This window comes from Streptomyces sp. NPDC028910 (assembly GCF_055564955.1).
Genome location: NZ_JBVHVF010000011.1, coordinates 18,189 through 38,421, shown reverse-complemented (window position 1 = coordinate 38,421; position 20,233 = coordinate 18,189). Strand labels below are relative to the sequence as shown.

The following is a 20,233-nucleotide window of genomic DNA, read 5'->3' as shown; positions in this document are numbered from 1 at the left end:
GTGACGTCGTTCGCCCTCGGCTACCAGGACCGCGCTCTCCACAGCAACAGCGATGTGGCCGCGCAAGTACGTCCAGTACGAGCCGCGGTCCTCCGCCTTGCGACGCACCGCACCGGACGCCGCGCCCCGGCAAACCTTTCCGGCCACAGCACTAGGGCATTGCCTGTGTCGAGCCGACACGGCCCATGTGAGATGGGTCACCTCGGAGGCTCGTCCTCCTGTGTGAGTCCGCTCACCTCGCCACCGGCGATGTGGCGGACCCGAGTCGGCCGGCCCGCCCCGTACGGCGTCCGGGCGACCCGTCAAACGCCAGTAAACATGCAGAAGTTACCTGTATGTCCTGTTTAGGGGGATTTACTCCACTGTGCCCCTTGATGGTGTGTCAGCCGCACACACCTGGGGCATAATCGGCCGCGGTCGTCTCCGGAAGCAGTGGAGCCATCGGGGCACCGACTCACCTCCCAGGCGAACTTCCGTACCGGAACGACTCTCAAGGCGTTGCAGATGTCCATGGCCAGGCGCACCCGCCTCGCGGCCTCGCTTGCCGCGCTCTCCGTCGCCGGCGTCGGCGCCGTCGGCGTGACGACCTGGGCCTACGGGTACGCGCCCGCGCGGCAGCCGGCCGCCGCCCCCGAGTCCGTAGTCGGTGCGAGCGCGAGCGTGAAGGCGAGCGTGACCGAGGGCTCGGTCCTCCAGGTCGTCGCCCATCCTGATGACGACCTCTTCTTCATGAACCCCGACCTGAGCCGTTCCATATCGGCGGGCATAAAGGTCGCCACCGTCTACCTGACCTCCGGCGAGTCCGATGGCAGGAACGAGGCCCACAGCCCGCACCTGGAGGACACCGCGCGTCCCGCCGACCGCGCCGCCTACGCGGAGGCCCGGCAGAACGGCATACGGGCCGCCTACGCGGAGATGGCCACCGGCGTCCGCACCAGCGCCTGGAAGCGCACGTCCATACCCACCGTCGGTGGGGGGAGCGCCGAGCTGGATGTGCTCGTCGCCAGGCCCGAGGTCAATCTCGTCTGGATGCAGCTGCGCGAGGCCCGCAGCATCTCCGGTGACAACCCGGACAGCCTCCGAGGCCTGTGGGACGGCCGAATACCCGCCCTGGGCGCCCAGCTGACCTCCGGGACGCCGGTCAAGCACTCGTTCTCGTACACCAAGGATCAGGCGATAGACGCCATCGCGAACGTCTTCGCGATGTACCAGCCGACCACGATACGGACGCAGGACCCGACGCCCGGCAGGGCGGAGGGCGGCGGCGCCTTCCTGGACCACCAGGACCACATGTACGGCGCCCGCTTCGTCCAGGCCGCCGCCGAACGCTACGCGACGAAGTCCACGAACCGGCCGCACTTCTCGGTCCAGAACTACGTCGGCTACCCCAACAGCTCGCTGCCTCCGACGCTCGACCCGCGGACGGCCGAGGAGAAGCTCGGCTACCTCAAGACCTACGCCTGGATGGACCACCAGAACTGGTGCGGCAGCCCCGCCGGCTGCGGCGACCGCAAGACCGCGACCCGGCCCGCGGGTGCCGGCTGGAGCCAGACCATTCGCTACAGCCGGGGCGACAGCACCTCCTGGATGACCGAGAGCGTCTCCGGCAGGCTGTGGGCCTTCGCCGTTCTCGACGGCCGGATGGCGTACTGGTCGCGCAGCGGCCCGCAGGCCCCTTGGCAGGGGCCCCGGTTCCTCCCCGGCGGCGGCATCGACGCGGGTGCGACGGCGGTCCGGCTCCCGGACGGCAGGATCGCCGTGTTCGGCGTCCGCACCACCCTGGGCACGACCCCGCAGGGCTACGGCCGGGACATCGTGTACGCCGTCCAGGCCGCGGCCGACGCCACATTCGGCCCGTGGCAGTCGCTGGGCACCCCGGATACGACGGACAGGTCCGGCACCTCGGCGATCAGCGGACCGACCGTGGCCGTGGACCGAACGGGCCGCATGACGGTGTACGTACGGGATTCCAGGCGCACCCTGCACGCCCGTGCGCAGGCGACCCCGGCCGGCGCGTTCGGTGCGTGGCAGGCTCTGGGCGGCGCCGGTCTCCAGGGCGATCCCGTCACCGCGACCGACGGGTCGGGGCGGCGTCATGTGTACGCGGCGACGGCCGGGACCGTGCTGGCCTGGGTCCAGCCGACACCGGACGCCCCGCTCGGCGGCCCCTTCCCGACCGGGCTGCCGTCGACCACGGGCCCGCTGTCGGTCAGCCCGGACGGTGACGGCGTCCGCCTGTACTTCCGTCGACCCGGCACGGGCGCCGTCGGTACGAGCCTGGCCACCGCGGGAGGGCCCGCGCCGGTCTTCTCCCCGGTCGCCGAGGCAGGCGGCCAGGCCGGCTACGGCGCTGTGGGCGTCGCGGGCCGCTTGCTCGCAGGCCGTGCGGGCGCGGGCACCATCAGCATGGCCGGTACGGACGGTCCGCCGTCCTGGAGCGAGTCCCGGATGCTCTACACGGGCGCTCCGGCAGGCGTGGCCGAGTGGGCCGGCACGTCCGTCGCGGCCGCCCTCGGCCTGGACGCCGAGCTGCACGTCACCACGGTTCCGGCGGGATCCGAGCCGTTCGGCAGCCGGTCGCCGTCCCCCTGGCATCGAGCGGTCCAACCCGGAACGACCGTGCTGGCCGGCCGCGGGGGTCCGGCCTCCACGGGGGGACGGCTGCCGTAGGGACCGGCCCCGCGGCGGATCATCGGGTAGAGGCTGCGGCGACCAGGCGACCAGGCGGCAACCGCACTACGGTGCGTTGCTCTGTCCGACATATGTGCGCCCTTGGCGGTGCACGGGGAAATGCCCTCGGCGGCGGTCCTGTTGGAGAGGAGCACGACGGGGGCGGCGGCGAACAGCGACATGGGTGCGCAGCTGCCCTGGCGGGCCGGCCGGCGTGGTCTCCCGTGGCACACTGGCGGCGTATCTCGGATGCCGGTGGCGGCGGAACATGCGGAATCGGCGGGCACGTTGGCCGTTTATCTGACCGCGCCTCGCTGCAAAGGGTTGGTGAATGAGAACTGCTGCGACCGAGGGCGAGCGCGAGCGCGAAGGTCGTCGTCCCCTCGTCCACCGGCTTCTGTCAGGGGTGGCCGGCACTCTTGTGGCAGCTGCCGGTGCCCTGATCGCCGTCGGATGCTTCCTCGGGCTCTACGTGCGGCCCACGTCCGATGACTGGTGCGCTGCCTGGAAATCCCGTGATCTGGGAATCATCGGCATCACGTCCGATTACTACACGACCCAGAACGGCAGGATCGCCAACGCCTTCCTGAGCGGTGTCGTCTATGGCGATGGACTGGCCGGACCCAAGATCCTGCCCCTGGTGATCGCCGTGACCTTCACGCTCGGCCTGGTCCTGCTGGGGTACGAGTTCATCCGGTTTCTCGGCGGAACCCCCCGGGTGCTCCTCCTGGTCGCCTGCTCCCTGGTCATCCAGGCCCTGCTCTACTACGCCGGTACGCGCAGCTATCAAGTGCTGCTCTGGGCTCCTGCCACGATTTCGCACACCATTCCCAGTGTCATCGGATTGTGGGCGCTCGTGCTGGGCATCCGCACCGCCCGCAGTCCACGCGCCGCCGTGCGCAGAGGCGGCCTCGCCGCAGCGCTCTTCATCGGCTTCGCGCTCGGCACCCTGAGCGAGCCGTTCGCGCTCGTCAGCGGCCTGCTCGCGGCCGGAGTCGGGTTGCTGGCTCTGCCCCGCCTCAAGCTGGCGCGGAACTGGTACCCGTTCACCTGGTGCCTGCTCTGGTGCTTCGGCCTCGTATGCGGCCTCGTCGTGCTCTACACGTCCCCGGGCGCCCGTTGGCGCCGCGCGCAGCAGCCGGACAAGGGATCGATGCTGTCGGCGAGCGAACTCAGGGGCACCTTCGAGGGCTGGCTGCACATGTGGGAGGCGGTCACCGGCCAGTGGGCCTACCTCGGAGCCGCCGCCGTCGGCGTCCTCCTGGGTCTGGGGACGAGCCTCGGTGCTGCCGCGCTCGGGAAGCGGGAACCGCGACGGGCCGGCCCGCGGAAAACGCTGATCGGTTTGGCGCTGCTCCCCGTACCCGTGGTGCTGCTGGGATCGTTCGCGGTGGTGCTGGGCCTGCGCAGCGGGTACGGCCCGTCCGGGTGGACGTACGCCCGTGCCTGGACGAGTCATCTCGTACTGATGGAACTGGCGCTGTGCGCCTACGGAGCACTGCTCGGACAGTGGGGCGGGCGCCTGCTGGCACGCCGCTGGAACACCACCGTGATCCTGTCGACCGCCATCGTGGCGGCGAGCGCCCTGGCGCTGGCCTCGGTGGCCGTGCTCGTCCCGAGCGTGCAGCAGCTCACGACGGCTTCGGCCACCCGTGCCGTGGCCTGGGACGCCCAGGACTCCCGTATCCGGACCGAGGCGGCGCGGGGCGCCGCGGACGTGGGCTACAGGCCCCTGTACATCGGGGGCCTGGCCGAGCCCTTCTTCACGTCCGACTACGAGAGGGACTGGGCCGCAGCCTGCGTGTCGCAGTGGTACGGAGTCGATCGGATCCACCGCAAGTGAGCACACCGCACACCGCACACCGTTCGGCGCGTGCGCCGGGTCATCAGAGCGGGGCGGCGGCCGGTCGCAGCAGGACGCAGCACCGTCCGGGGCTGGGCGCCAGGCACGCCTCCACTCCTGCCTCGTCGAGGCCGCTGAGGACACCGCGCAGCAGGTGGAGGTTCATGCCGCACACCGTCTGGGTGTGTTCCCGGGCCAGCGCGTGGAAGGGGCAGTTGGCCAGGACGATGACATCGTCCTCGCGGCGTGGTTCGAAGCCGTAGAGCTCCAGCAGGTCGAAGACGTCCGTCCGGTGCTGCCCGCCCAGTTGTGTGCCGAGTTCCTCGGCCTTGCGGTGCAACACCTCCCGCACGGGCTCACCGGTGGCGTCGGATTCCTCCACGGCTCGGGCGAGCAGCCGTCCGGCCAGCTCGTAGCGGCGGTCCGGCAGGTTGACGGCGACCTGTTTCGCCGAGCGGCGGTAGAGCTTGGCCGGTCTTCCCGCGCCCGGTCCGGAGCGTCCGCTGCGGCGCTCGTAGACGACGTCGAGCAGTGATTCGCCGGCGAGCCGGTCCAGGTGGAACGCGGCGGTCTGCCGCGCCAGCCCGAGGGCGGCCGCCGCCTCGTCGCGGCTGACGGGGCCGGGCTGGCGCACCACGTGGTCGTACAGCCTCCTGCGGGTCGGCTCGTCGAGAGCGGCGACGGCGGAGATGTCGGCGACGGCGGAGACGGCGGAAACGTCGGAGATATCGGAGACGTCGGGGTCGCGTACGTCCTTCGGGGTGTCCACGAGACCAGTGTAAAACCCACAGCCATTGACTAAAGAGCTGAGCGGGGTTTCTATTGTTAATGAACCTTGTCGATAGAAGGAGGGGGCCATGTCCTCCGCAATCACAAGCACCACCTCCGCCGCCCCGCGGCGGAGGATGCTCACCGACCCCGGCTACCAGGCGTTCGTGATCCTGCGTGCCGGCTTCACGGTGGCGCCGATCCTGTTCGGGCTGGACAAGTTCACCAACCTGCTCGTGGACTGGCCCACCTACCTCGCGCCGTGGATCGACGACGTCGTTCCCGGCAGCGCCCAGGCGGCCATGTACGCGGTGGGCGTGATCGAGATCGTGGCCGGCGTCGTAGTGGCGCTGGCTCCGCGCTTCGGGGGCTGGCTGGTGGCCGGCTGGCTGGCCGGCATCATCGTCAACCTGCTGACCATCCCGGGTCACTACGACGTCGCCCTGCGCGACTTCGGACTGCTCCTCGGCGCCGTCGCGCTGGCGCGGCTCGCCCAGCACTACCACGCCGAGCGGCGGCGGTGAACAGCCGCGAAGCGCACTGAAGTCCTTTCCGGCGGGTGGAGCCTCACGGAACCACCCGCCCGTGCCCTGCCTCCTCGGATCGCCCGGAACCCCGGTCAGCGGGTGCGGGAGCGAGCGAGCAGGCCCGATGAGAGGCTGAAGCCGTGGGATCTGCTTCCGGAGCCGATCGCCATCGCCCGGTGGTCCCGCGGGCCGGTGGCTACGTACCGCTGCGCGACTACGCCGTGATCGGCGACGGCCGGGCCGCGGCACTGGTCGCCCGCGACGGGTCGGTGGACTGGCTCGGACTGCCGGATCTGGACTCGCCCGCGGTGTTCGGTGCCGTGCTCGACGCCGACCGCGGCGGCCGCTTCCTCCTGCAACCGGCGGTGCCGTACCGCAGCGAACGCCGCTACCTGCCCGGCACGAACGTCCTGGAGACGACCTTCGTCACCCCGCAGGGCACTGCGCGGGTAACCGACGCGCTGACCCTGCACGACGAGCTCGCGCTCGCCCCGATGCGCGAGCTGCAACGGCGTGTCGACGGTGTGTCCGGGGCCGTGCCGATGCGGTGGAGGGTGCAGCCTCGATTCGGCTACGGCACCCGCACCACGCGGTTGGTCCGGCGCGCGGGAGTGCCGGTGGCCACAGCCGGTGCGGACGCGCTCGCCGTATGCGCCTGGAAGGCCGGCGAACCCCGGTGCGAGGGGGACTCGATCAGCGGCAGCTTCCTCACGGCTCCGGGCGGGAGCGCCGTGATCGCCATGCCGTTCGCCCATCAGGAGCCGCTGGTCCTGCCCGCCCGCGCCGAATGCGACGTACGCCTGGAACGTACGTGCGCGGCCTGGCGGCGCTGGGCGGACGATCGGATCTACACCGGCAGGTGGCATCAGGCGGTGATGCGCAGCCTGCTCACCCTGAAGATGCTGGTCTTCGCCCCCTCCGGCGCGGTCGCGGCCGCGGTGACGACCTCGCTGCCGGAACACGTCGGCGGCGAGCGCAACTGGGACTACCGCTTCTCGTGGGTCCGCGACTCCGCTTTCACCCTGGCCGCCTTCCTCCGGCTCGGCTGCCCCGCGGAAGCGCACGGCTACTTCTGGTGGCTGATGCACGCCTCCCACCTCACCCATCCCCGCCTGCAGGTCCTCTACCGGCTGGACGGCGGCGCCCACACCAGGGAGCAGGCGCTCCCGTGGGAGGGCTACCGGGGCTCGTCGCCGGTCCGCACCGGCAACGCGGCCGCCCGTCAGACACAGCTCGACACCTACGGCGAGCTGATGCAGACCGCCTGGCTGTACGCACACGCCGCCGGACGGCTGGACGCGGACGTCGCCCGGCGCCTCGCGGAACTCGCCGACCTCGTCTGCGCCACGTGGCACGAAGCCGACTCGGGCATCTGGGAGGTCCGCAGCGAGCCCCGCCACTTCACCCAGTCCAAGATGATGTGCTGGGTGGCGCTCGACCGCGCGGCACACCTCGCCGAGCAGCGCTTGATCCCCGGTCGCAACGCGGCCCGCTGGCGGTCCGCCCGCCAGGAGATCGCCACGTTCATCGAAACCCGCTGCGTCTCACCACGCCGCAACTGCTACGTGCGCTCCGCCGGCAGCGAGGACCTGGACGCCGCCGTCCTCCTCGGCCACCTCTACGGCTACGACGGAGACGTTCAGCGCATGGGCGCGACGATCACCGCCGTGGGGCAGGAACTGCGTCACGGGCCGTTCGTCGACCGCTACCGCGGCGAAGACGGCCTGAGCGGCTCCGAGGGCGCCTTCCTCGCCTGCTCCTTCTGGCTCGCCGAATCCCTCGCCCGCACCGGACAGCTCGCCCAGGCCACAGCATTGATGGACGAACTGGTCGAGCTGGCCAACGACGTGGGCCTCTACAGCGAGGAGATCGACCCGGCCACCGGTGACTTCCTGGGCAACCTGCCCCAAGGGCTGAGCCACCTGGCGCTCATCAGCGCCGCCTGCGCCATCGACGACGCCGGCAAGGAGGCGGGCGGGTGAGCGCGTGGGGAGCGGCCGCCGGGGCGTTCGTCGGCACGCTGGTGCTGACCACCGCATTGCGCGCCGCCGGCGAGATGCGCCTGACGCGCATGGACCTGCCGTTCCTGCTCGGCACGGCGGTGACCGTCAACCGCACGCGCGCCAAGGCCGTCGGCTACCTGATGCACTTCCTCAACGGCGAGATCTTCGCGTTCATGTACTACGCCGTCTTCCTCGCGATCGGCATGGCCGGCTGGTGGCTGGGCGCCCTCTTCGGTCTCCTGCACGGCCTGTTCGCCGGCACGGCGCTGGTCAGCGTACTCCTGCCGCTCGTCCACCCCCGGATGGGCAGCCCGCTCACCAGCGCCCCCGAGGTGGCCCTTCTGGAACCACCCGGTTTCCTGATGCTCAACTACGGACCGAGCACTCCCGCGGTCACCGTCCTCGCGCACATCGGCTACGGAGCCATCGTCGGAGGCTTCACCGGGCTCGGTGCCTGAGACGCCCGGTCCGGGGTGCCGTCACCGTATGGCGGCCATATGGTCGCACTATGGGTGACGGCCGGTGTGACGGGTCCGGCGCTCGGATGCCGCGGCGCGGCAGACGATGGTGGCAGCCGGAGCGAAGCTGATGCTGCCGCACGTACGGGCCTTCCAGCGGCAGGCGCGGAACGCGGCTACGCCTGCCCTCGCCCGGCGTTGCCACAACGCTGCGGGGGCATCCGCGCCGGATCAAGGGCGGTGAGGGCATGCAGCCGCCGGCCTCCTCCGCCGCAGGACCCGGCCTGGAGCAGCTCGACGCCGCCGTAGCGGACCTGGTCCGGGTCACCGGGGCCTCCGTGGCTCTTGTCTATCTGCTTTCGCCAGGTGAGCGGGTCCTGCACCTGGCCGTGGTGTCGGGAGCCCCGGGGCAGATCACTGCTCCGTGGGCGCGCATCGACCTCGGCGCACCGATCCCGGTCGCGGACGCCGTACGGGAGGAGCGCCTGGTGTGGTTGGGCGGCCGGGAAGAGGTCGCGCGACGCTATCCCCGGCTCGGGCTCGTGCTGCCCTATGACTTCATGCTCGCCGCCGCCCCGATCACGGACGGCGCCCCGATCACGGACGCCGCCGCCCCGTCGGGCGGCCTCGTTCTGCTCTGGCCCATCTGGCGCCCGCCGGAACTGAGCCCGACCGAACGCGACGCCATCGATGCCTTCTGCCGCACCGCGGGGGCAGTGCTCCAGCAGGCCGCCGCCGGCGGGCATCCGGCGCTCCTGCCGGTGGACAAGCCCCGGGTGCTGCCCCCGCCCAGCTCCCGCACCCCCGAACGGGACGAGGCACTGGCCGTGGTCGACTTCGCCGAGCGCCTGCCCGTGGGCTGCTGCGCCATGGACCTGGACGGCCGCGTCACGTACATCAACTCCGCCGCGACCGACCTCGTCGGCGCCGGCGCCGCCGTCCTTCGGGGCTCCCGGCCCTGGGAGGTGCTGCCGTGGATGCGCGATCCCGTCTTCGAAGACCATTACCGGGCGGCGGTGGTCAGCCGCCAGCCCACGTCCTTCACCGCGCTGCGTCCACCGGACACATGGCTGTCGTTCCGGCTCTACCCCGACGCCTCCGGCATCAGCGTCCACATCATCCCTGCCACAGCCCCTGAGAAGCCGCACGCACCCCGGCACCCGCCATCCGCCGAGCTGGCCGGCGTGACCTCTCTCTACCATCTGATGCACCTGGCCGCCGCCCTCACCGAAGCGGTCGGGGTGAAGGAGGTCGTCGATCTCGTCGCGGACCAGATCGTGCCCGCCTTCGGTCCCCAGGCGCTGGCCCTTCTGACAGCCGAGGAGGGCCGACTGCGCATCATCGGCTACCGCGGATACACCGCCGAGCTCATGGCCCGCTTCGATGCCCAGCCGCTGACCTCCGACACGCCGACGACACGGGTCCTTAGCACCGGTGTGCCGGGCTTCTTCGCGAGCTTCGCGGACCTGAAGCGCGCGTTCCCCGCAGCCGTCCATCTGGACGACATGGCCTCCTGGGCCTTTCTGCCTCTGATCGTTTCCGACCGTGTCGTCGGCTCCCTCGTCCTCGCCTATGGCCGGCCCCACTCCTTCACCCCGGCCGAACGCGCCGTGCTGACCTCACTGGCGGGCCTCGTCGCCCAGGCACTGGACCGTGCCCGTCTCTACGACACCAAGCACGAGCTCGCGCACGTCCTGCAATCGGTCCTGCTACCGCACACCCTTCCCCGCGTCCAGGGCCTGGACGTGGCGGCCCGCTACCTGCCGGCCGGCCGCGGCATGGACATCGGCGGAGACTTCTACGACCTCATCCGCTGCGGCGAGAGCGCGGTCACCGTCGCGATCGGTGACGTCCAGGGCCACAGCATCACCGCGGCCGCCCTCATGGGCCAGGTCCGCACCGCCGTCCACGCCCATGCCACCGTCGGCACGCCACCCGGCGAGGTCCTCGCCCGTACCAACCGCCTTCTGATCGATCTCGATCCGGGGCTGTTCACCAGCTGCCTGATCGCCCACATCGACCTCGCACAGCACTGGGCTCATCTCGCCACCGCCGGACACCCCCCGCCGATCCTGCGCCACCCCGACGGACGCACCGAAGTCCTCCGCGTGCCCCCCGGCCTGCTGCTGGGCATCGACCCCGACGCCGGCTATCCGATGACCGAGATGACCCTGCCTCCCGGCAGCATGCTCGTCCTCTACACCGACGGACTCGTCGAGATCCCCGGCTTCGACATCGACGACACCACGGCCGAGCTCGCCCGCCGGCTCGCACGATTCGAAGGCCGGACGATGGACGACGTCGCTGACGCTCTCATCGCATACGCCACGGCGTCCGCGCCCCGCCACGACGACATCGCCCTCCTCCTCATCAGGACGTCGTCCTCCGGGCAGTGAGGCCCCTCCGCTGTAGTGGATGCTCTGCGCAGCACGTCACGCCGCAGCGGGGCGCGACGCCAAGGGCAGACTGGCGATTGCCGGTCTCGTGGCCGGCGTGATGGCCGCGCTTCCAGCTCCGTACGCGCACGCGGGCGACGACGCCGGGAGGATGTCGTGCTCGGTTGAGGAGCTGGCCGCCGCCATCCGCGCGGCCAACGTGTCCGCGACCGCCCGGTGGGCGCCGTACCGGGCTGCATCGAATGAGGGCCGGGGCGGCCGGGAGGCCGAAGAACCGTCGCCCGGCCACCCGTCATGGGCGATTCCACGCGATGACGGCCTCAGGAGGGGTCGTAGAGCGTCCGTTCGGGTGGCGTCATCCCTTCGCCGACGGCAGTGCTGCTGGAAGCACGTCGGTCCGTGCTGTGCTGTGGCGACGGCCGAGGACGGCCGTACGCGGGCCCGCCCGCTGTTCGTGGCAGGTCCCGGCCCAACAGCGAAGGAGGACTGATGTCGCACCACCGGAAGGATCGGCGAAGCCGGAGCACGATCGGCCAACTGCTGGCCGGTGCGGTCTTGTTGACCGTGGCCCTACTGGACGTCTCCGGGGCGCACGCCGCCGCGGTGCACTCCAAACCGAACCCGGACTGGGACGCCATCGCCCGGTGTGAATCCGGCGGGAACTGGAGGGCGAACACCGGCAACGGGCATTACGGGGGGCTTCAGTTCACCCGGTCGAGCTGGAAAGCGGCAGGAGGCCGCAAGTACGCACCACGCGCAGACCTCGCCACGAAGGCGGAGCAGATCGCGACGGCGAGGAGGCTCGCCAAGATCCAGGGCATGGGGGCCTGGACCTGCGCACGCCGCCGCTGAGGGGAAACGCCGACAGGGCGGCGGGGCCGCCCTGTCGGGCCGGTCCCGGTCGCCCAGTCGATTCCCAAGCTCTGGAGTTCCTCAAGTGGGGTTGGTCCGGCGACCGGGCGGGGGATCCCCCTGACACGGACCGAACGGGGCCGCAACGGGGAGCGGGGGTAGGGGACATGGAGTTCCTGGTGATAGTGGGGTTCATCCTCATCGTGCTGATCGTGGCGGCGGCGGGGGGAAGCGGTGGGTCGTCGCGCAAGCGGGGGCGCGGGGGCTCGTGGAGCGACGGCGGCAGCGGTGGGGGTGGCTGCGGGGGCGGCGGCTCGTCCTGCGGAGGCGGTGGAGGCGGTGGAGGCTGCGGAGGCGGTGGCGGAGGCGACTGACGTCCGAGGCGGACGAGCGCGGGAGCGCGCACGCCCGGACGCGGCCACCCGCGGTAACGCCGTCTGCGCTGGAGAGAGCTCCTCCGGTCACGCGTGAGAGTGGTTCGGCCGCAAGCCGGCTTGTCCTGCCCGCTGCCGCGTGGCACCGTCGCATGTCCTTGATCCACAACAGAGGAGGCGGCCCCATGTCCGAGGACCTGGCAACCGACATCATCCGGAAGCTGGAAGACATCGTGGCTTCGAACCCCCTCCCGGAACACACCGTGGAACTGCTCCGTGTGTCCCTCAGTCAGGCCCGGACGGCAAAAGCGGCGGGCCACGATCAAGAAGCGATCACCATCGCCAACCAGGCCCTTCAGACGGCACAGAACGCGTCCACGGACCAATAGGCCCCCGGCCCCAGTACACGCCCGGAGGCGTAGGGGAGGAGGGGGGAGGGTGTGGGCAGCCGGTCGGCTGCCCACACCCCGGTGTGCCGGTGGTGATCAGCTCTTGCCGAGGAGGGTGTTCATCCGGGCGATCTCGGCGCTCTGGGAGGTGATGATCTGGCCGGCCATGTCCTTGGCGGGCTGGTACTTGCCGTCGGACTGCTCGGTCTTGGCCATGGCGACGGCGCCTTCGTGGTGCTTGATCATCAGCTGGAGGAAGGCGGTGTCGAACGCCTTGCCGGAGGAGGACTCCAGCTGCTTCATCTCCTCGGCCGTCATCATCCCGGACATGTCGTGGCCGCCGTGGCCTTGGCCCTCGGCGGGGGCCTGCTCGCCCCAGGAGGTGAGCCAGCCGGTGAGGGTCTTGATCTCCGGGTCCTGGGCCTTCTTGATCTCGTCGGCGAGCTTCTTCACGTCGGCGGACTCGGCGCGGGTCGCGGCGAGGTCGGCCATCTCGATGGCCTGACGGTGGTGAGGGATCATCCCCTTGGCGAACGCGACGTCGGCCGCGTTGTGGTCGCCCTGCTGTGCCGGGGCGGAGACGGACGGCGAGGCGGTGTCGTGGCCGTTGTGGGCCGAGCCGCTGTCGTTGCCGTTCCCGCCGCAGGCGGCGAGGACGAGGGCGGCGGTGGCGGCCGCGGTCACGGCGGTGGTACGGCGGATCAGCGAACGCTTGGTGGTCATGGTGGTGCGACTCCTGCTGTGAGGCACGTGCGCGTGCGGACGTGCAGAGGTAGGACGAGGCCGAGGGGCAAGGTCGCCGGCCGCCTGAGGGCCGGGCATGGCGGGTTCGCCCTATATCCGCAGGAGTTGCAGTTCGCTCAGTGACGGTGGTGCCCGTCCGCAGGCGGTGGCGTCGGGCACGATCCCGACCGCGAGGAGCGCCTCGGCGTCGGTGGTGCCGGGCAGGGCCGCCGGTGCGGGCAGGACGGGGGGACCGGCCGTGCCGGCGGCGGCGCAGGTCGCATCGGCGTGCTGGGCATGTCCGCCAGGTCCTCCGTCGGCCGGATCCTCGGCGTGGACGCACCCGCCGGGGCAGGGCGCGTCGGAGGCGAGCGCCTCCGCGTGGCCGGCGTTCGACGCGTGGTGGGACGTGGCCGCTGCGTGCGTGCCGGCCGGGTCTGCGGCACCCGGCCCCAGACCGTGCATGGCCACCAGCCCCGCGAGCACGGCGAGGACGAGGAGCAGGTACGAGCGCAGCCCGAAAGGCTTCGTCGCTCCCTGCACCCGGTCGTCCATGTGCGCATCGTAAGCGGCCTCATCCGCGGGTGGCGAGGCGAGGCCACCTGACGGCCGATGAAGAAACACCCCCTGGGGTTCTCCCAGGGTGATCTGCAGTGGGTGCTCACCGCGTACGTCATCACCTTCGGCGGACCGCATCCGGCGGGCCTCGCGCGTGTCTGGCTCAGCCCGACGACGCGGCCGAGATGCGCCCCACCCCGTAACGCAGTCCAGCACGGTAGCCGCGCACGCCCAGGACGGGCATCCGGCCAAGCACGCTGAGCACGTGGCCGACGCGTCTTCCGGCCAGCGGCACGACGCGGCGGGCCCGCACACCGGCCATCGGCACACCGACCATCACGACGCTCCGGCACCTGACCGTCACGACGCTCCGGAGTCCGGCCACGCGGCTCACCACTGCGTGTCCGGCCAGCCGGAACACAGTGTCGCGCTGCCCCTCCCGTGCGAGTCTGCGGCCATCGGGCTCCTGTACGCGCACGCAACCCCCGCCACCGGGCCCGTCGTAGTCCTCGGGGCGTCAGTGCCCGTGCCGCACTCAGCGGTCCTACGGATCTAGGTCCGCACGCCGCCCAACCGGTCGACGACCGTTGGGCGCACGCCACCACCTCCGCGCCAGCGCGCCGACGCCGGATCAGCCATGCCCTGTGCGGGCGGAGCCATGCGCCGAGTCGAGCCGCGTTGTGCCCGGCTCGTCCGCCGTCCGGTCCGCCCTCCCTGCCGCCTGGCTCGTCGAGGGCCCCCTGACGATCCGTCGCGGACCCACGGATCTCACCTTGAAAGGCCAGCTCTTGTCCCCCTCCTCCGGTCTTGCCACGACCCCGTCCCCGATCCCCTCGCAGCCGACCCGCAGCCAGCGCCGTACCAACAGCAGACGGGAAGGCGCCTCTCTGCCGTGGCGCTACCTCGGCTACGTCGGCTACTACGTCGGTGCCGGCCCCATCAGCGGCGCCGTCGTCCATCACCCCATGGACCCCACCCGCTACTCGATGATCGCCGCGTCCGGGGTGCTGGTCTTCCTCCTCGCGACCATCCTCAACGACATCGTCCTCGCGTCGGAAAGGCCCGCCCTCCCGCGCATGCTGCGCGTGCTCGGCACCTCCACGATGCTCTCCTTCGGCCTCGGCATGCTCAGCGGCGGCATGCAGCACTTCGCAGACCTCCCGGACCGTTGTGCCGTGCTGATACCACTGGGCATCGTCCTCTCCTTCGTCGCCTATTTCCTGAAGGAGGCCAGGAGGCCGTGGCGGCGCATCTTCGGCCTCATGGGCCTGGCGGTCCTGGTCGTCGCGGCCGCCACCTTCCTGGGCCTGCGCCACATCGCTCCCACCATGGCCGAGTCCGGAGGGGGACACAGCCACGGCGATGCCGTGCCCGGGAAGGGAAGCGGCGAAGGCCATGACGGCGGTACCGGTACCGGCAGTGGCAGTGGCAGTGGCAGTGGCAGTGGCAGTGGCAGTGGCAGTGGCAGTGGCAGTGGCAGTGGAACCGGAACCGCCGATCCGGCCCCCGCGCCGACCGCCTCTCCCCAGGTCACCCACCCCGGCAAGGAGCCCGGGCACGACGACGGTCACCAGCACTGAGCGGCCGTAATACTTCCGTCATGGGCGGGCGGGTGGTCGGCGGGGGCCCCGATGACGTTGAATCGCCCTCGAAGACGACGAGGGAGCAGACTGTGGGACGTGTAGGTGGGCGGCGCGGGCCGCTGGCGATCGGTGCGGTGGCCGTGGCGGCGGTACTGGTGGCCGTGGGGCTGTACTGGTTCCAGCCGTGGAAGCTGTGGCAGGACCAGACCGTCAGCGAGGCGCTGCCCAGCGCCTCGCCGAGCGCGCCGGCCCCCGCCCCCGCCGCGCCCGTCCCGTCGGCCGCCACGCCCTCGGCGCCGCCCGGGCCGCAGACGCTCGCCCAGGGCACGCTCATCAGCCACGAGCACGCGACCACCGGCACCGCCAAGATCGTCCGGCTGCCCGACGGCTCGCACACCCTGCGGCTTGAGGGTCTCGACACCAGCAACGGCCCGGACCTGCGCGTCTGGCTGACCGATGCCCCGGTGAAGGAGGGCGAGGCGGGCTGGCACGTCTTCGACGACGGCAAGTACGTCAGCCTGGGCAAGCTCAAGGGCAACAAGGGAGACCAGAACTACGTCATCCCCGCCGAAGTGAAGCTGTCGGACTACACCAGCGTCACCATCTGGTGCGACCGCTTCGACGTCTCCTTCGGCGCCGCCGAACTCGCCGCCGCCTGAGACCGGCCCCCGCCCGCGTCGGGCGGCGCAGGCGCCGCCGCCTGCCCGGCCCTGTCCCGCCCCGCGCGCCCGGGCTCAGCTGCTGACCGGGGTGAGGACCACGAAGTCGGCGTTCGACGGGTCGAGGCAGACGGCGAGGCGGCCGACGCCCTCCGCGTCCTGCGGCCCCATCTGCACGCTGCCGCCGTTCTGGGTGACCTTGGCGACCGCGGCGTCGCAGTCGGCGACGGCGAAGACGGGGTGCCAGTAGGGCCGCCCGTTCGTGAGGGCGAGGTTCTCCCCGGGGAGCTCCATGAGGCCGCCGTGCATGCGCTCCTGGGGAAGTCCGGCAGGAGTGATGAGGGCGTACGTGCCCCCGCCGCCGGGCAGCTCCATGTCGTTGAACTGCCAGCCGAAGATGCCGCCGTAGAACTCCTTCGCGGCTGCGGCGTCACTCGTGTACAGCTCGGTCCAGGACAGTGAGCCCGGCTCGTCGACCAGTTCGAGGCCCTTGTCCGTGCCCGGCTGCCAGACGGCGAACTGTCCCCCCAGGGGGTCGCTGTACTGAGCCATCCGGCCCCACTCGTCGAGGTCCCTCGGAGCCACCCGAACCGTGCCGCCCGCGCGCTCCACCGCCTGGGTGGTGGCGTCCGCGTCGTTGACGCGGAAGTAGATCATCCAGGCCGAGCGCGCACCCTTCTCGGTCAGCTTGCCGAGTCCGGCGACGGTCTTTCCGTCCTTGCGGAGCACCCCGCCTTCCATGTCCTCCCCCTCGCCCATGGACTCGTACTCCCATCCGAGCACGGCGGCGTAGAAGGCCGCGGCGGCCCGGACGTCGGGGGCGCCGAGGTCGAGCCAACAGGGGGAGCCGGGTACGAAGTCAGTGGTGATCATGGAGATTGCCTTTCGCAGGTCCTGTTCGACACTCAGCGTGGCATCGGACACCGGCCCCCGCCCGTCGACCGTTGCCGCTCGCCTCGGCCCGATCCGTGCCCCCCGCATCCGTTGGCATGCGGCTCAGCCGAGTGAAGCAATACGGGGGCTCCGGATCGAAGGACCGTTATCTGCCGGACATCGCGGGTAAGCGAGCTTCGTCCAGATTTTCGTCGTCCCGTACTGACGACCTTGCGGAAATGGAGATGCTATGTCCGTCGTCAAGAACGCCCTTCCGGAAGCCGACCTGAAGGTCGTCGGTGAAGCTCTGCAGGGCGCTCTGGTGGATCTGGTGGACCTTGCGTTGGTCGCCAAGCAGGTGCACTGGAACGTGGTGGGCCCCCGTTTCCGGTCCGTACACCTTCAGCTCGACGAGGTGGTGACCTCCGCCCGCACCCACTCCGACGTGGTCGCCGAGCGCGCATCCGCCCTCGGAGTGACGCCCGACGGCCGAGCGGCCACGGTGGCGTCGTCCAGCGTGATCTCCGGGGTACCGGAGGGGTGGGTGAAGGACGAGGACGCGGTACGCGTCCTCGTGGACGCCCTCGGCGTCGTGATCACCCGCATGCGGGAGCGCATCCAGTCCACCGGGGAGCCCGACCCCGTCACGCAGGACCTGTTGATCGGCCTGACCGGCGACCTCGAAAAGCACCACTGGATGTTCCAGGCCGAGAGCGCCTGACCCACCGAGGACCGCGCGTTCCGCTCTCAGAGCCTGTGAACAAATCCCAGTCTGCCCAGATCACTCCGTTATGGGCAGGCACTCGGCGAGCAGGTCGACGACGTCCCGCCAGGCTCGCTGCGCGTGCTGAGGGTGATAACCGACCCCAGGAAGCACGATGTGGTCGACCGGTGGGTGATGGAAGGCGTGCAAGGCGCCGCCGTAGACCACGAGGCGCCAGTCGACGCCCGCAGCCTGCATCTCGGCAGTGAATGCCTCCCGTTGCGCGGGCGGCATGATCGGGTCTTCCGACCCGACCCCGGCCCACACCGGGCAGTGAATGCGCGCCGTCTCGCCTGGCCGGCCCGTGGTCAGTCCGTTGACTGTCGCGATCGCGCGCAGGTCGACGCCGTCGCGCCCGAGTTCCAGCGCGATTGCGCCCCCGGTGCCGTAGCCGACGGCGGCGATCCGGTCCGGGTCGGTCCGCGGCTCGGCGCGGAGCACGTCGAGCGCCGCGTGGCCGATGCCTCGCATCCGGTCGGGGTCGGCGAGCAGCGGCATGCAACGGGCCAGCATCTCCTCGGGGTCGCCCAAATAGCGTCCGCCGTGGAGGTCGAAGGCCAGCGCCACGTATCCCAGCTCGGCGAGCGCATCGGCCCGGCGGCACTCGACGTCGCTGAGCCCCATCCCCTCGGGCCCGACCAGGACCGCGGGCCGGCGGTCGACACCGGCCGGGAGCGCGAGGTGCCCGATCATCGTCAGGCCGTCGGCCGCGTATTCGATCGTGCGCGTTGTAACTGTCGTCATGAGCCTGGACTGTAGTGATCGTCGAGCCCGGTCGGGCCGGCGTTCTGCCGCTGGCAGAAGGAAGGTCTCTGGCGAATTCCGGAACCACTCCCTCAGCGGTTCAGCTCAGAGTCTGTGAACAAACCGCCGTCCGCCCGAAGGGCGGGCGCACCGGACGCCGCTGCGCGCAGACGGGGTTTGTTCACAGGCTCTCAGGTGTGACGTGTGACGGTGTGACCAAGTGGGGCCGGCTTTGGCAGGATCAAGGCTGACCGAATGCGGCTGCGTGTCCGTCGCCACGGGGGAGGGAGAGGGATATGCCGGTGGTCGCAGGCACAGGCGTGGCCGCTCGGGGAGTCGAGATGACTCGGCTGGGTGGGCGGTGGCGGGTGACCAGGCCGTGGCCTGCCCAGTTGCGCCCGATCGTGCACAGCTATGCGGGCTACTGGGAGGCGGCGGCCTCGCCCTACCGGGTGCGGCTGGTTCCCACGGGCCGAGCCGTCGTGGTGATCAGCCTGGGCGAGCCGTTCGCCCAGATCCGCCGGCTGGGCGAGGCCGACCCGAACAGTCAGGTGACCGGCTCGCTGGTCGCGGGTCTGGAGGACGGGCCGCGGGTGTGTGACCATCCCGGTGGCCAGGAGGCGATCCGGATCGAGTTGACCCCGCTGGGCGCCTATCGGCTGTTCGCCGTGCCGATGAGCGAGTTGACCAACAGGGTGGTCGAGCTTCGCGACGTCCTGGGCCCCGGGGCCGGAGTGCTGGTGGAGCGACTGGCGGCCACCGGCGACTGGGGAGCCCGGTTCGACCTGCTGGACCTCGCGCTGTCGGCCCGGCTCCAGCGTGGCCCGCATCCCGCGCCCGAGGTGAGCCACGCCTGGCGATTGCTGTCCGCCGCGGGCGGAGCGATCCCGGTGGGCCGGATCGCGGCCGAAGTGGGCTGGAGCCAGGGCTACCTGGTCCGCCGGTTCACCGAACAGATCGGCCTGACGCCCAAGATGTCCGCCCGGGTCCTGCGCTTCCACCGGGCCGTGAGGCTGCTGACGCAGGAGGGTGCGGATCTCGGCGAAGTGACTGCCGCCTGCGGCTTCTACGACCAGGCTCACCTCAACCGCGAGTTCCGAGCCATGGCCGACACCACTCCGGGCCGGCTGGCCGCCGCCCGCGTGACGGAGGGGGCCCTCGCCCTGTGAGGGGCTAGGTCAGATTTGTCCAAGCCAGGCCGTCCGCACGTCGATAGTGTCCCCGTTCGAAGTCGTTCTCGGAGGGGGTACTCGATGGAAGACCTGCTGCGCATCCTCGTGGCCGGCGCGCTCAGCGGAGGCTTGATCGGTTTGGCGGGGGCCTTGGGCCGGCGCCGCCGCAGGCGTCGAGAGGGAGATGACATGAACGGCCGCTGACGCCCGTACATCCCCGGATTCACATCCGGGGACGAGGGACCTCTGGTCACTGGGGGATCGGCCAGCCCCGTACCGAGTCGGTGAAATAGTCCGCGTCCTTGGGACGCCCGGGGTCATGGCTGGGGGGACGGCGGGACGGTTCCAGGTGGGGTATGTACTTGGAGCAGTGGATGTACGCCTCTTCGACGCTGAGTTGGACCCACAGCTCAGGGCTCCGCCCAGGGGAGACGTCCGTGGGCAGGTCGGCGTGGAGGGTACGCATGTCGGTGTCGGTGTAGAGCCGGGCCACACCGTTGACGTGAAGTCCCACGTGGTGGTGGGTGAAGTCCACGAACAGCATGCCGAGGTGGGGGTTCTCCATCATGTTGCCGGCGCTGGCGAGTACACCGTTCCCGCGGAATTCGGGGTAGGCGAGCGTGTGGTCGTCGATCACGTGGACGAATCCCGGAGGCCCGGCGCGGAAGCTGGAATCGCATTCGCCGCGGGAGTCGGCTGTGGCCAGGAAGGCCATGGTCTGCCGGCCGATGAAGTCCCGCATCTCGGATGTGAGGCAGGGGCGCACCTGCCGGTCGTAGAACCGGGCGGCGCGTTCGGCGGTGCCCAGTTGCTGCTGCAGCTGGTGTTCACCTGCTGAACCGAAGGGCTGCGGGGGCAAGGTCACGGGGCGTTCTCCT

The 20,233-nt window shown here is 71.0% G+C and carries 19 protein-coding genes; 12 read left to right on the top strand and 7 right to left on the bottom strand.

The features are described from left to right. Positions 1-504: 504 nt before the first annotated feature. Both ACZ4TV_RS15980 and ACZ4TV_RS15975 read left to right on the top strand, forming a co-directional pair. Positions 505-2,670 carry a PIG-L family deacetylase gene (locus tag ACZ4TV_RS15980; protein WP_468134937.1) on the top strand — a complete coding sequence of 722 codons (2,166 nt, stop codon included), beginning with the start codon at positions 505-507 and terminating at the stop codon, positions 2,668-2,670. A 331-nt stretch (positions 2,671-3,001) separates the two neighbouring features. Beyond that, positions 3,002-4,513, top strand: a complete 1,512-nt coding sequence (locus ACZ4TV_RS15975) for a DUF6056 family protein (protein ID WP_468134935.1) — start codon at positions 3,002-3,004, stop codon at positions 4,511-4,513. A gap of 43 nt (positions 4,514-4,556) precedes the next feature. On the opposite strand, the gene ACZ4TV_RS15970 is transcribed toward ACZ4TV_RS15975, so the two are convergent. Then, positions 4,557-5,240: a helix-turn-helix transcriptional regulator gene (locus ACZ4TV_RS15970; protein WP_468135196.1), complete on the bottom strand. Its 684-nt coding sequence runs from the start codon at positions 5,238-5,240 to the stop codon at positions 4,557-4,559. A gap of 130 nt (positions 5,241-5,370) precedes the next feature. On the opposite strand from ACZ4TV_RS15970, the gene ACZ4TV_RS15965 reads away from it, so the two are divergent. The 6 genes from ACZ4TV_RS15965 (at position 5,371) to ACZ4TV_RS15940 (ending at position 12,280) form a co-directional block, all read left to right on the top strand. Continuing rightward, on the top strand, positions 5,371-5,805 hold the full coding sequence (locus ACZ4TV_RS15965; protein ID WP_468134933.1) for a hypothetical protein: 435 nt from the start codon (positions 5,371-5,373) through the stop codon (positions 5,803-5,805). Positions 5,806-5,948: 143 nt separating this feature from the next. Next, positions 5,949-7,790, top strand: coding sequence for a glycoside hydrolase family 15 protein (locus ACZ4TV_RS15960; RefSeq protein ID WP_468134931.1), 1,842 nt, complete (start codon positions 5,949-5,951; stop codon positions 7,788-7,790). Next, positions 7,787-8,269, top strand: coding sequence for a hypothetical protein (locus ACZ4TV_RS15955; protein ID WP_468134929.1), 483 nt, complete (start codon positions 7,787-7,789; stop codon positions 8,267-8,269). Before ACZ4TV_RS15960 ends, ACZ4TV_RS15955 begins: the two co-directional genes overlap by 4 nt. A gap of 248 nt (positions 8,270-8,517) precedes the next feature. Next, entirely contained in the window at positions 8,518-10,665 is a 2,148-nt protein-coding gene (locus ACZ4TV_RS15950; RefSeq protein ID WP_468134927.1) for a SpoIIE family protein phosphatase, read from the top strand. 489 nt (positions 10,666-11,154) lie between these two features. Then, complete coding sequence (locus ACZ4TV_RS15945) at positions 11,155-11,517, top strand: transglycosylase family protein (RefSeq protein ID WP_468134925.1); 363 nt, start codon at positions 11,155-11,157, stop codon at positions 11,515-11,517. Between the two features lie 559 nt (positions 11,518-12,076). Further along, positions 12,077-12,280 carry a hypothetical protein gene (locus tag ACZ4TV_RS15940; protein WP_468134923.1) on the top strand — a complete coding sequence of 68 codons (204 nt, stop codon included), beginning with the start codon at positions 12,077-12,079 and terminating at the stop codon, positions 12,278-12,280. A 96-nt stretch (positions 12,281-12,376) separates the two neighbouring features. Here ACZ4TV_RS15940 and ACZ4TV_RS15935 read toward each other — a convergent pair whose 3' ends face one another. From ACZ4TV_RS15935 to ACZ4TV_RS15925, 3 genes are all read right to left on the bottom strand, one after another. After that, entirely contained in the window at positions 12,377-13,003 is a 627-nt protein-coding gene (locus ACZ4TV_RS15935; protein WP_468134921.1) for a DUF305 domain-containing protein, read from the bottom strand. Positions 13,004-13,114: 111 nt separating this feature from the next. Next, positions 13,115-13,558 (bottom strand): DUF6153 family protein, encoded by a 444-nt coding sequence (locus ACZ4TV_RS15930; RefSeq protein WP_468134919.1) that lies wholly within the window; start codon positions 13,556-13,558, stop codon positions 13,115-13,117. Between the two features lie 166 nt (positions 13,559-13,724). Beyond that, positions 13,725-13,946 (bottom strand): hypothetical protein, encoded by a 222-nt coding sequence (locus ACZ4TV_RS15925; protein WP_468134917.1) that lies wholly within the window; start codon positions 13,944-13,946, stop codon positions 13,725-13,727. A gap of 388 nt (positions 13,947-14,334) precedes the next feature. Here ACZ4TV_RS15925 and ACZ4TV_RS15920 point away from each other — a divergent pair, with 388 nt between their 5' ends. After that, positions 14,335-15,141: a hypothetical protein gene (locus ACZ4TV_RS15920; protein WP_468134915.1), complete on the top strand. Its 807-nt coding sequence runs from the start codon at positions 14,335-14,337 to the stop codon at positions 15,139-15,141. 92 nt (positions 15,142-15,233) lie between these two features. Further along, positions 15,234-15,803, top strand: coding sequence for a DM13 domain-containing protein (locus tag ACZ4TV_RS15915; protein WP_468134913.1), 570 nt, complete (start codon positions 15,234-15,236; stop codon positions 15,801-15,803). A 75-nt stretch (positions 15,804-15,878) separates the two neighbouring features. Here the strand turns inward: ACZ4TV_RS15915 and ACZ4TV_RS15910 are convergent, their stop codons facing one another. Further along, the gene (locus tag ACZ4TV_RS15910) at positions 15,879-16,676 is read right to left on the bottom strand and encodes a VOC family protein (protein ID WP_468134911.1); all 798 of its coding nucleotides are present in this window, start codon (positions 16,674-16,676) and stop codon (positions 15,879-15,881) included. 250 nt (positions 16,677-16,926) lie between these two features. Between ACZ4TV_RS15910 and ACZ4TV_RS15905 the strand changes: the two genes are divergently transcribed. Further along, on the top strand, positions 16,927-17,397 hold the full coding sequence (locus ACZ4TV_RS15905; RefSeq protein ID WP_468134909.1) for a Dps family protein: 471 nt from the start codon (positions 16,927-16,929) through the stop codon (positions 17,395-17,397). Between the two features lie 60 nt (positions 17,398-17,457). On the opposite strand, the gene ACZ4TV_RS15900 is transcribed toward ACZ4TV_RS15905, so the two are convergent. Next, on the bottom strand, positions 17,458-18,183 hold the full coding sequence (locus ACZ4TV_RS15900) for a dienelactone hydrolase family protein (RefSeq protein ID WP_468134907.1): 726 nt from the start codon (positions 18,181-18,183) through the stop codon (positions 17,458-17,460). Positions 18,184-18,524: 341 nt separating this feature from the next. Between ACZ4TV_RS15900 and ACZ4TV_RS15895 the strand changes: the two genes are divergently transcribed. Further along, on the top strand, positions 18,525-19,352 hold the full coding sequence (locus tag ACZ4TV_RS15895) for a helix-turn-helix domain-containing protein (protein WP_468134905.1): 828 nt from the start codon (positions 18,525-18,527) through the stop codon (positions 19,350-19,352). Between the two features lie 253 nt (positions 19,353-19,605). Here ACZ4TV_RS15895 and ACZ4TV_RS15890 read toward each other — a convergent pair whose 3' ends face one another. Continuing rightward, the gene (locus tag ACZ4TV_RS15890) at positions 19,606-20,220 is read right to left on the bottom strand and encodes a pyridoxamine 5'-phosphate oxidase family protein (RefSeq protein WP_468134903.1); all 615 of its coding nucleotides are present in this window, start codon (positions 20,218-20,220) and stop codon (positions 19,606-19,608) included. Positions 20,221-20,233: the final 13 nt, after the last annotated feature.

Coding starts and splice junctions, on each gene's coding strand:
- ACZ4TV_RS15935 (WP_468134921.1), bottom strand. CDS start 13,003: ATGACCACCAAGCGTTCGCTGATCCGCCGTACCACCGCCGTGACCGCG.
- ACZ4TV_RS15940 (WP_468134923.1), top strand. CDS start 12,077: ATGTCCGAGGACCTGGCAACCGACATCATCCGGAAGCTGGAAGACATC.
- ACZ4TV_RS15965 (WP_468134933.1), top strand. CDS start 5,371: ATGTCCTCCGCAATCACAAGCACCACCTCCGCCGCCCCGCGGCGGAGG.
- ACZ4TV_RS15905 (WP_468134909.1), top strand. CDS start 16,927: ATGTCCGTCGTCAAGAACGCCCTTCCGGAAGCCGACCTGAAGGTCGTC.
- ACZ4TV_RS15930 (WP_468134919.1), bottom strand. CDS start 13,558: ATGGACGACCGGGTGCAGGGAGCGACGAAGCCTTTCGGGCTGCGCTCG.
- ACZ4TV_RS15945 (WP_468134925.1), top strand. CDS start 11,155: ATGTCGCACCACCGGAAGGATCGGCGAAGCCGGAGCACGATCGGCCAA.
- ACZ4TV_RS15900 (WP_468134907.1), bottom strand. CDS start 18,183: ATGACGACAGTTACAACGCGCACGATCGAATACGCGGCCGACGGCCTG.
- ACZ4TV_RS15895 (WP_468134905.1), top strand. CDS start 18,525: ATGACTCGGCTGGGTGGGCGGTGGCGGGTGACCAGGCCGTGGCCTGCC.
- ACZ4TV_RS15910 (WP_468134911.1), bottom strand. CDS start 16,676: ATGATCACCACTGACTTCGTACCCGGCTCCCCCTGTTGGCTCGACCTC.
- ACZ4TV_RS15975 (WP_468134935.1), top strand. CDS start 3,002: ATGAGAACTGCTGCGACCGAGGGCGAGCGCGAGCGCGAAGGTCGTCGT.
- ACZ4TV_RS15980 (WP_468134937.1), top strand. CDS start 505: ATGTCCATGGCCAGGCGCACCCGCCTCGCGGCCTCGCTTGCCGCGCTC.
- ACZ4TV_RS15950 (WP_468134927.1), top strand. CDS start 8,518: ATGCAGCCGCCGGCCTCCTCCGCCGCAGGACCCGGCCTGGAGCAGCTC.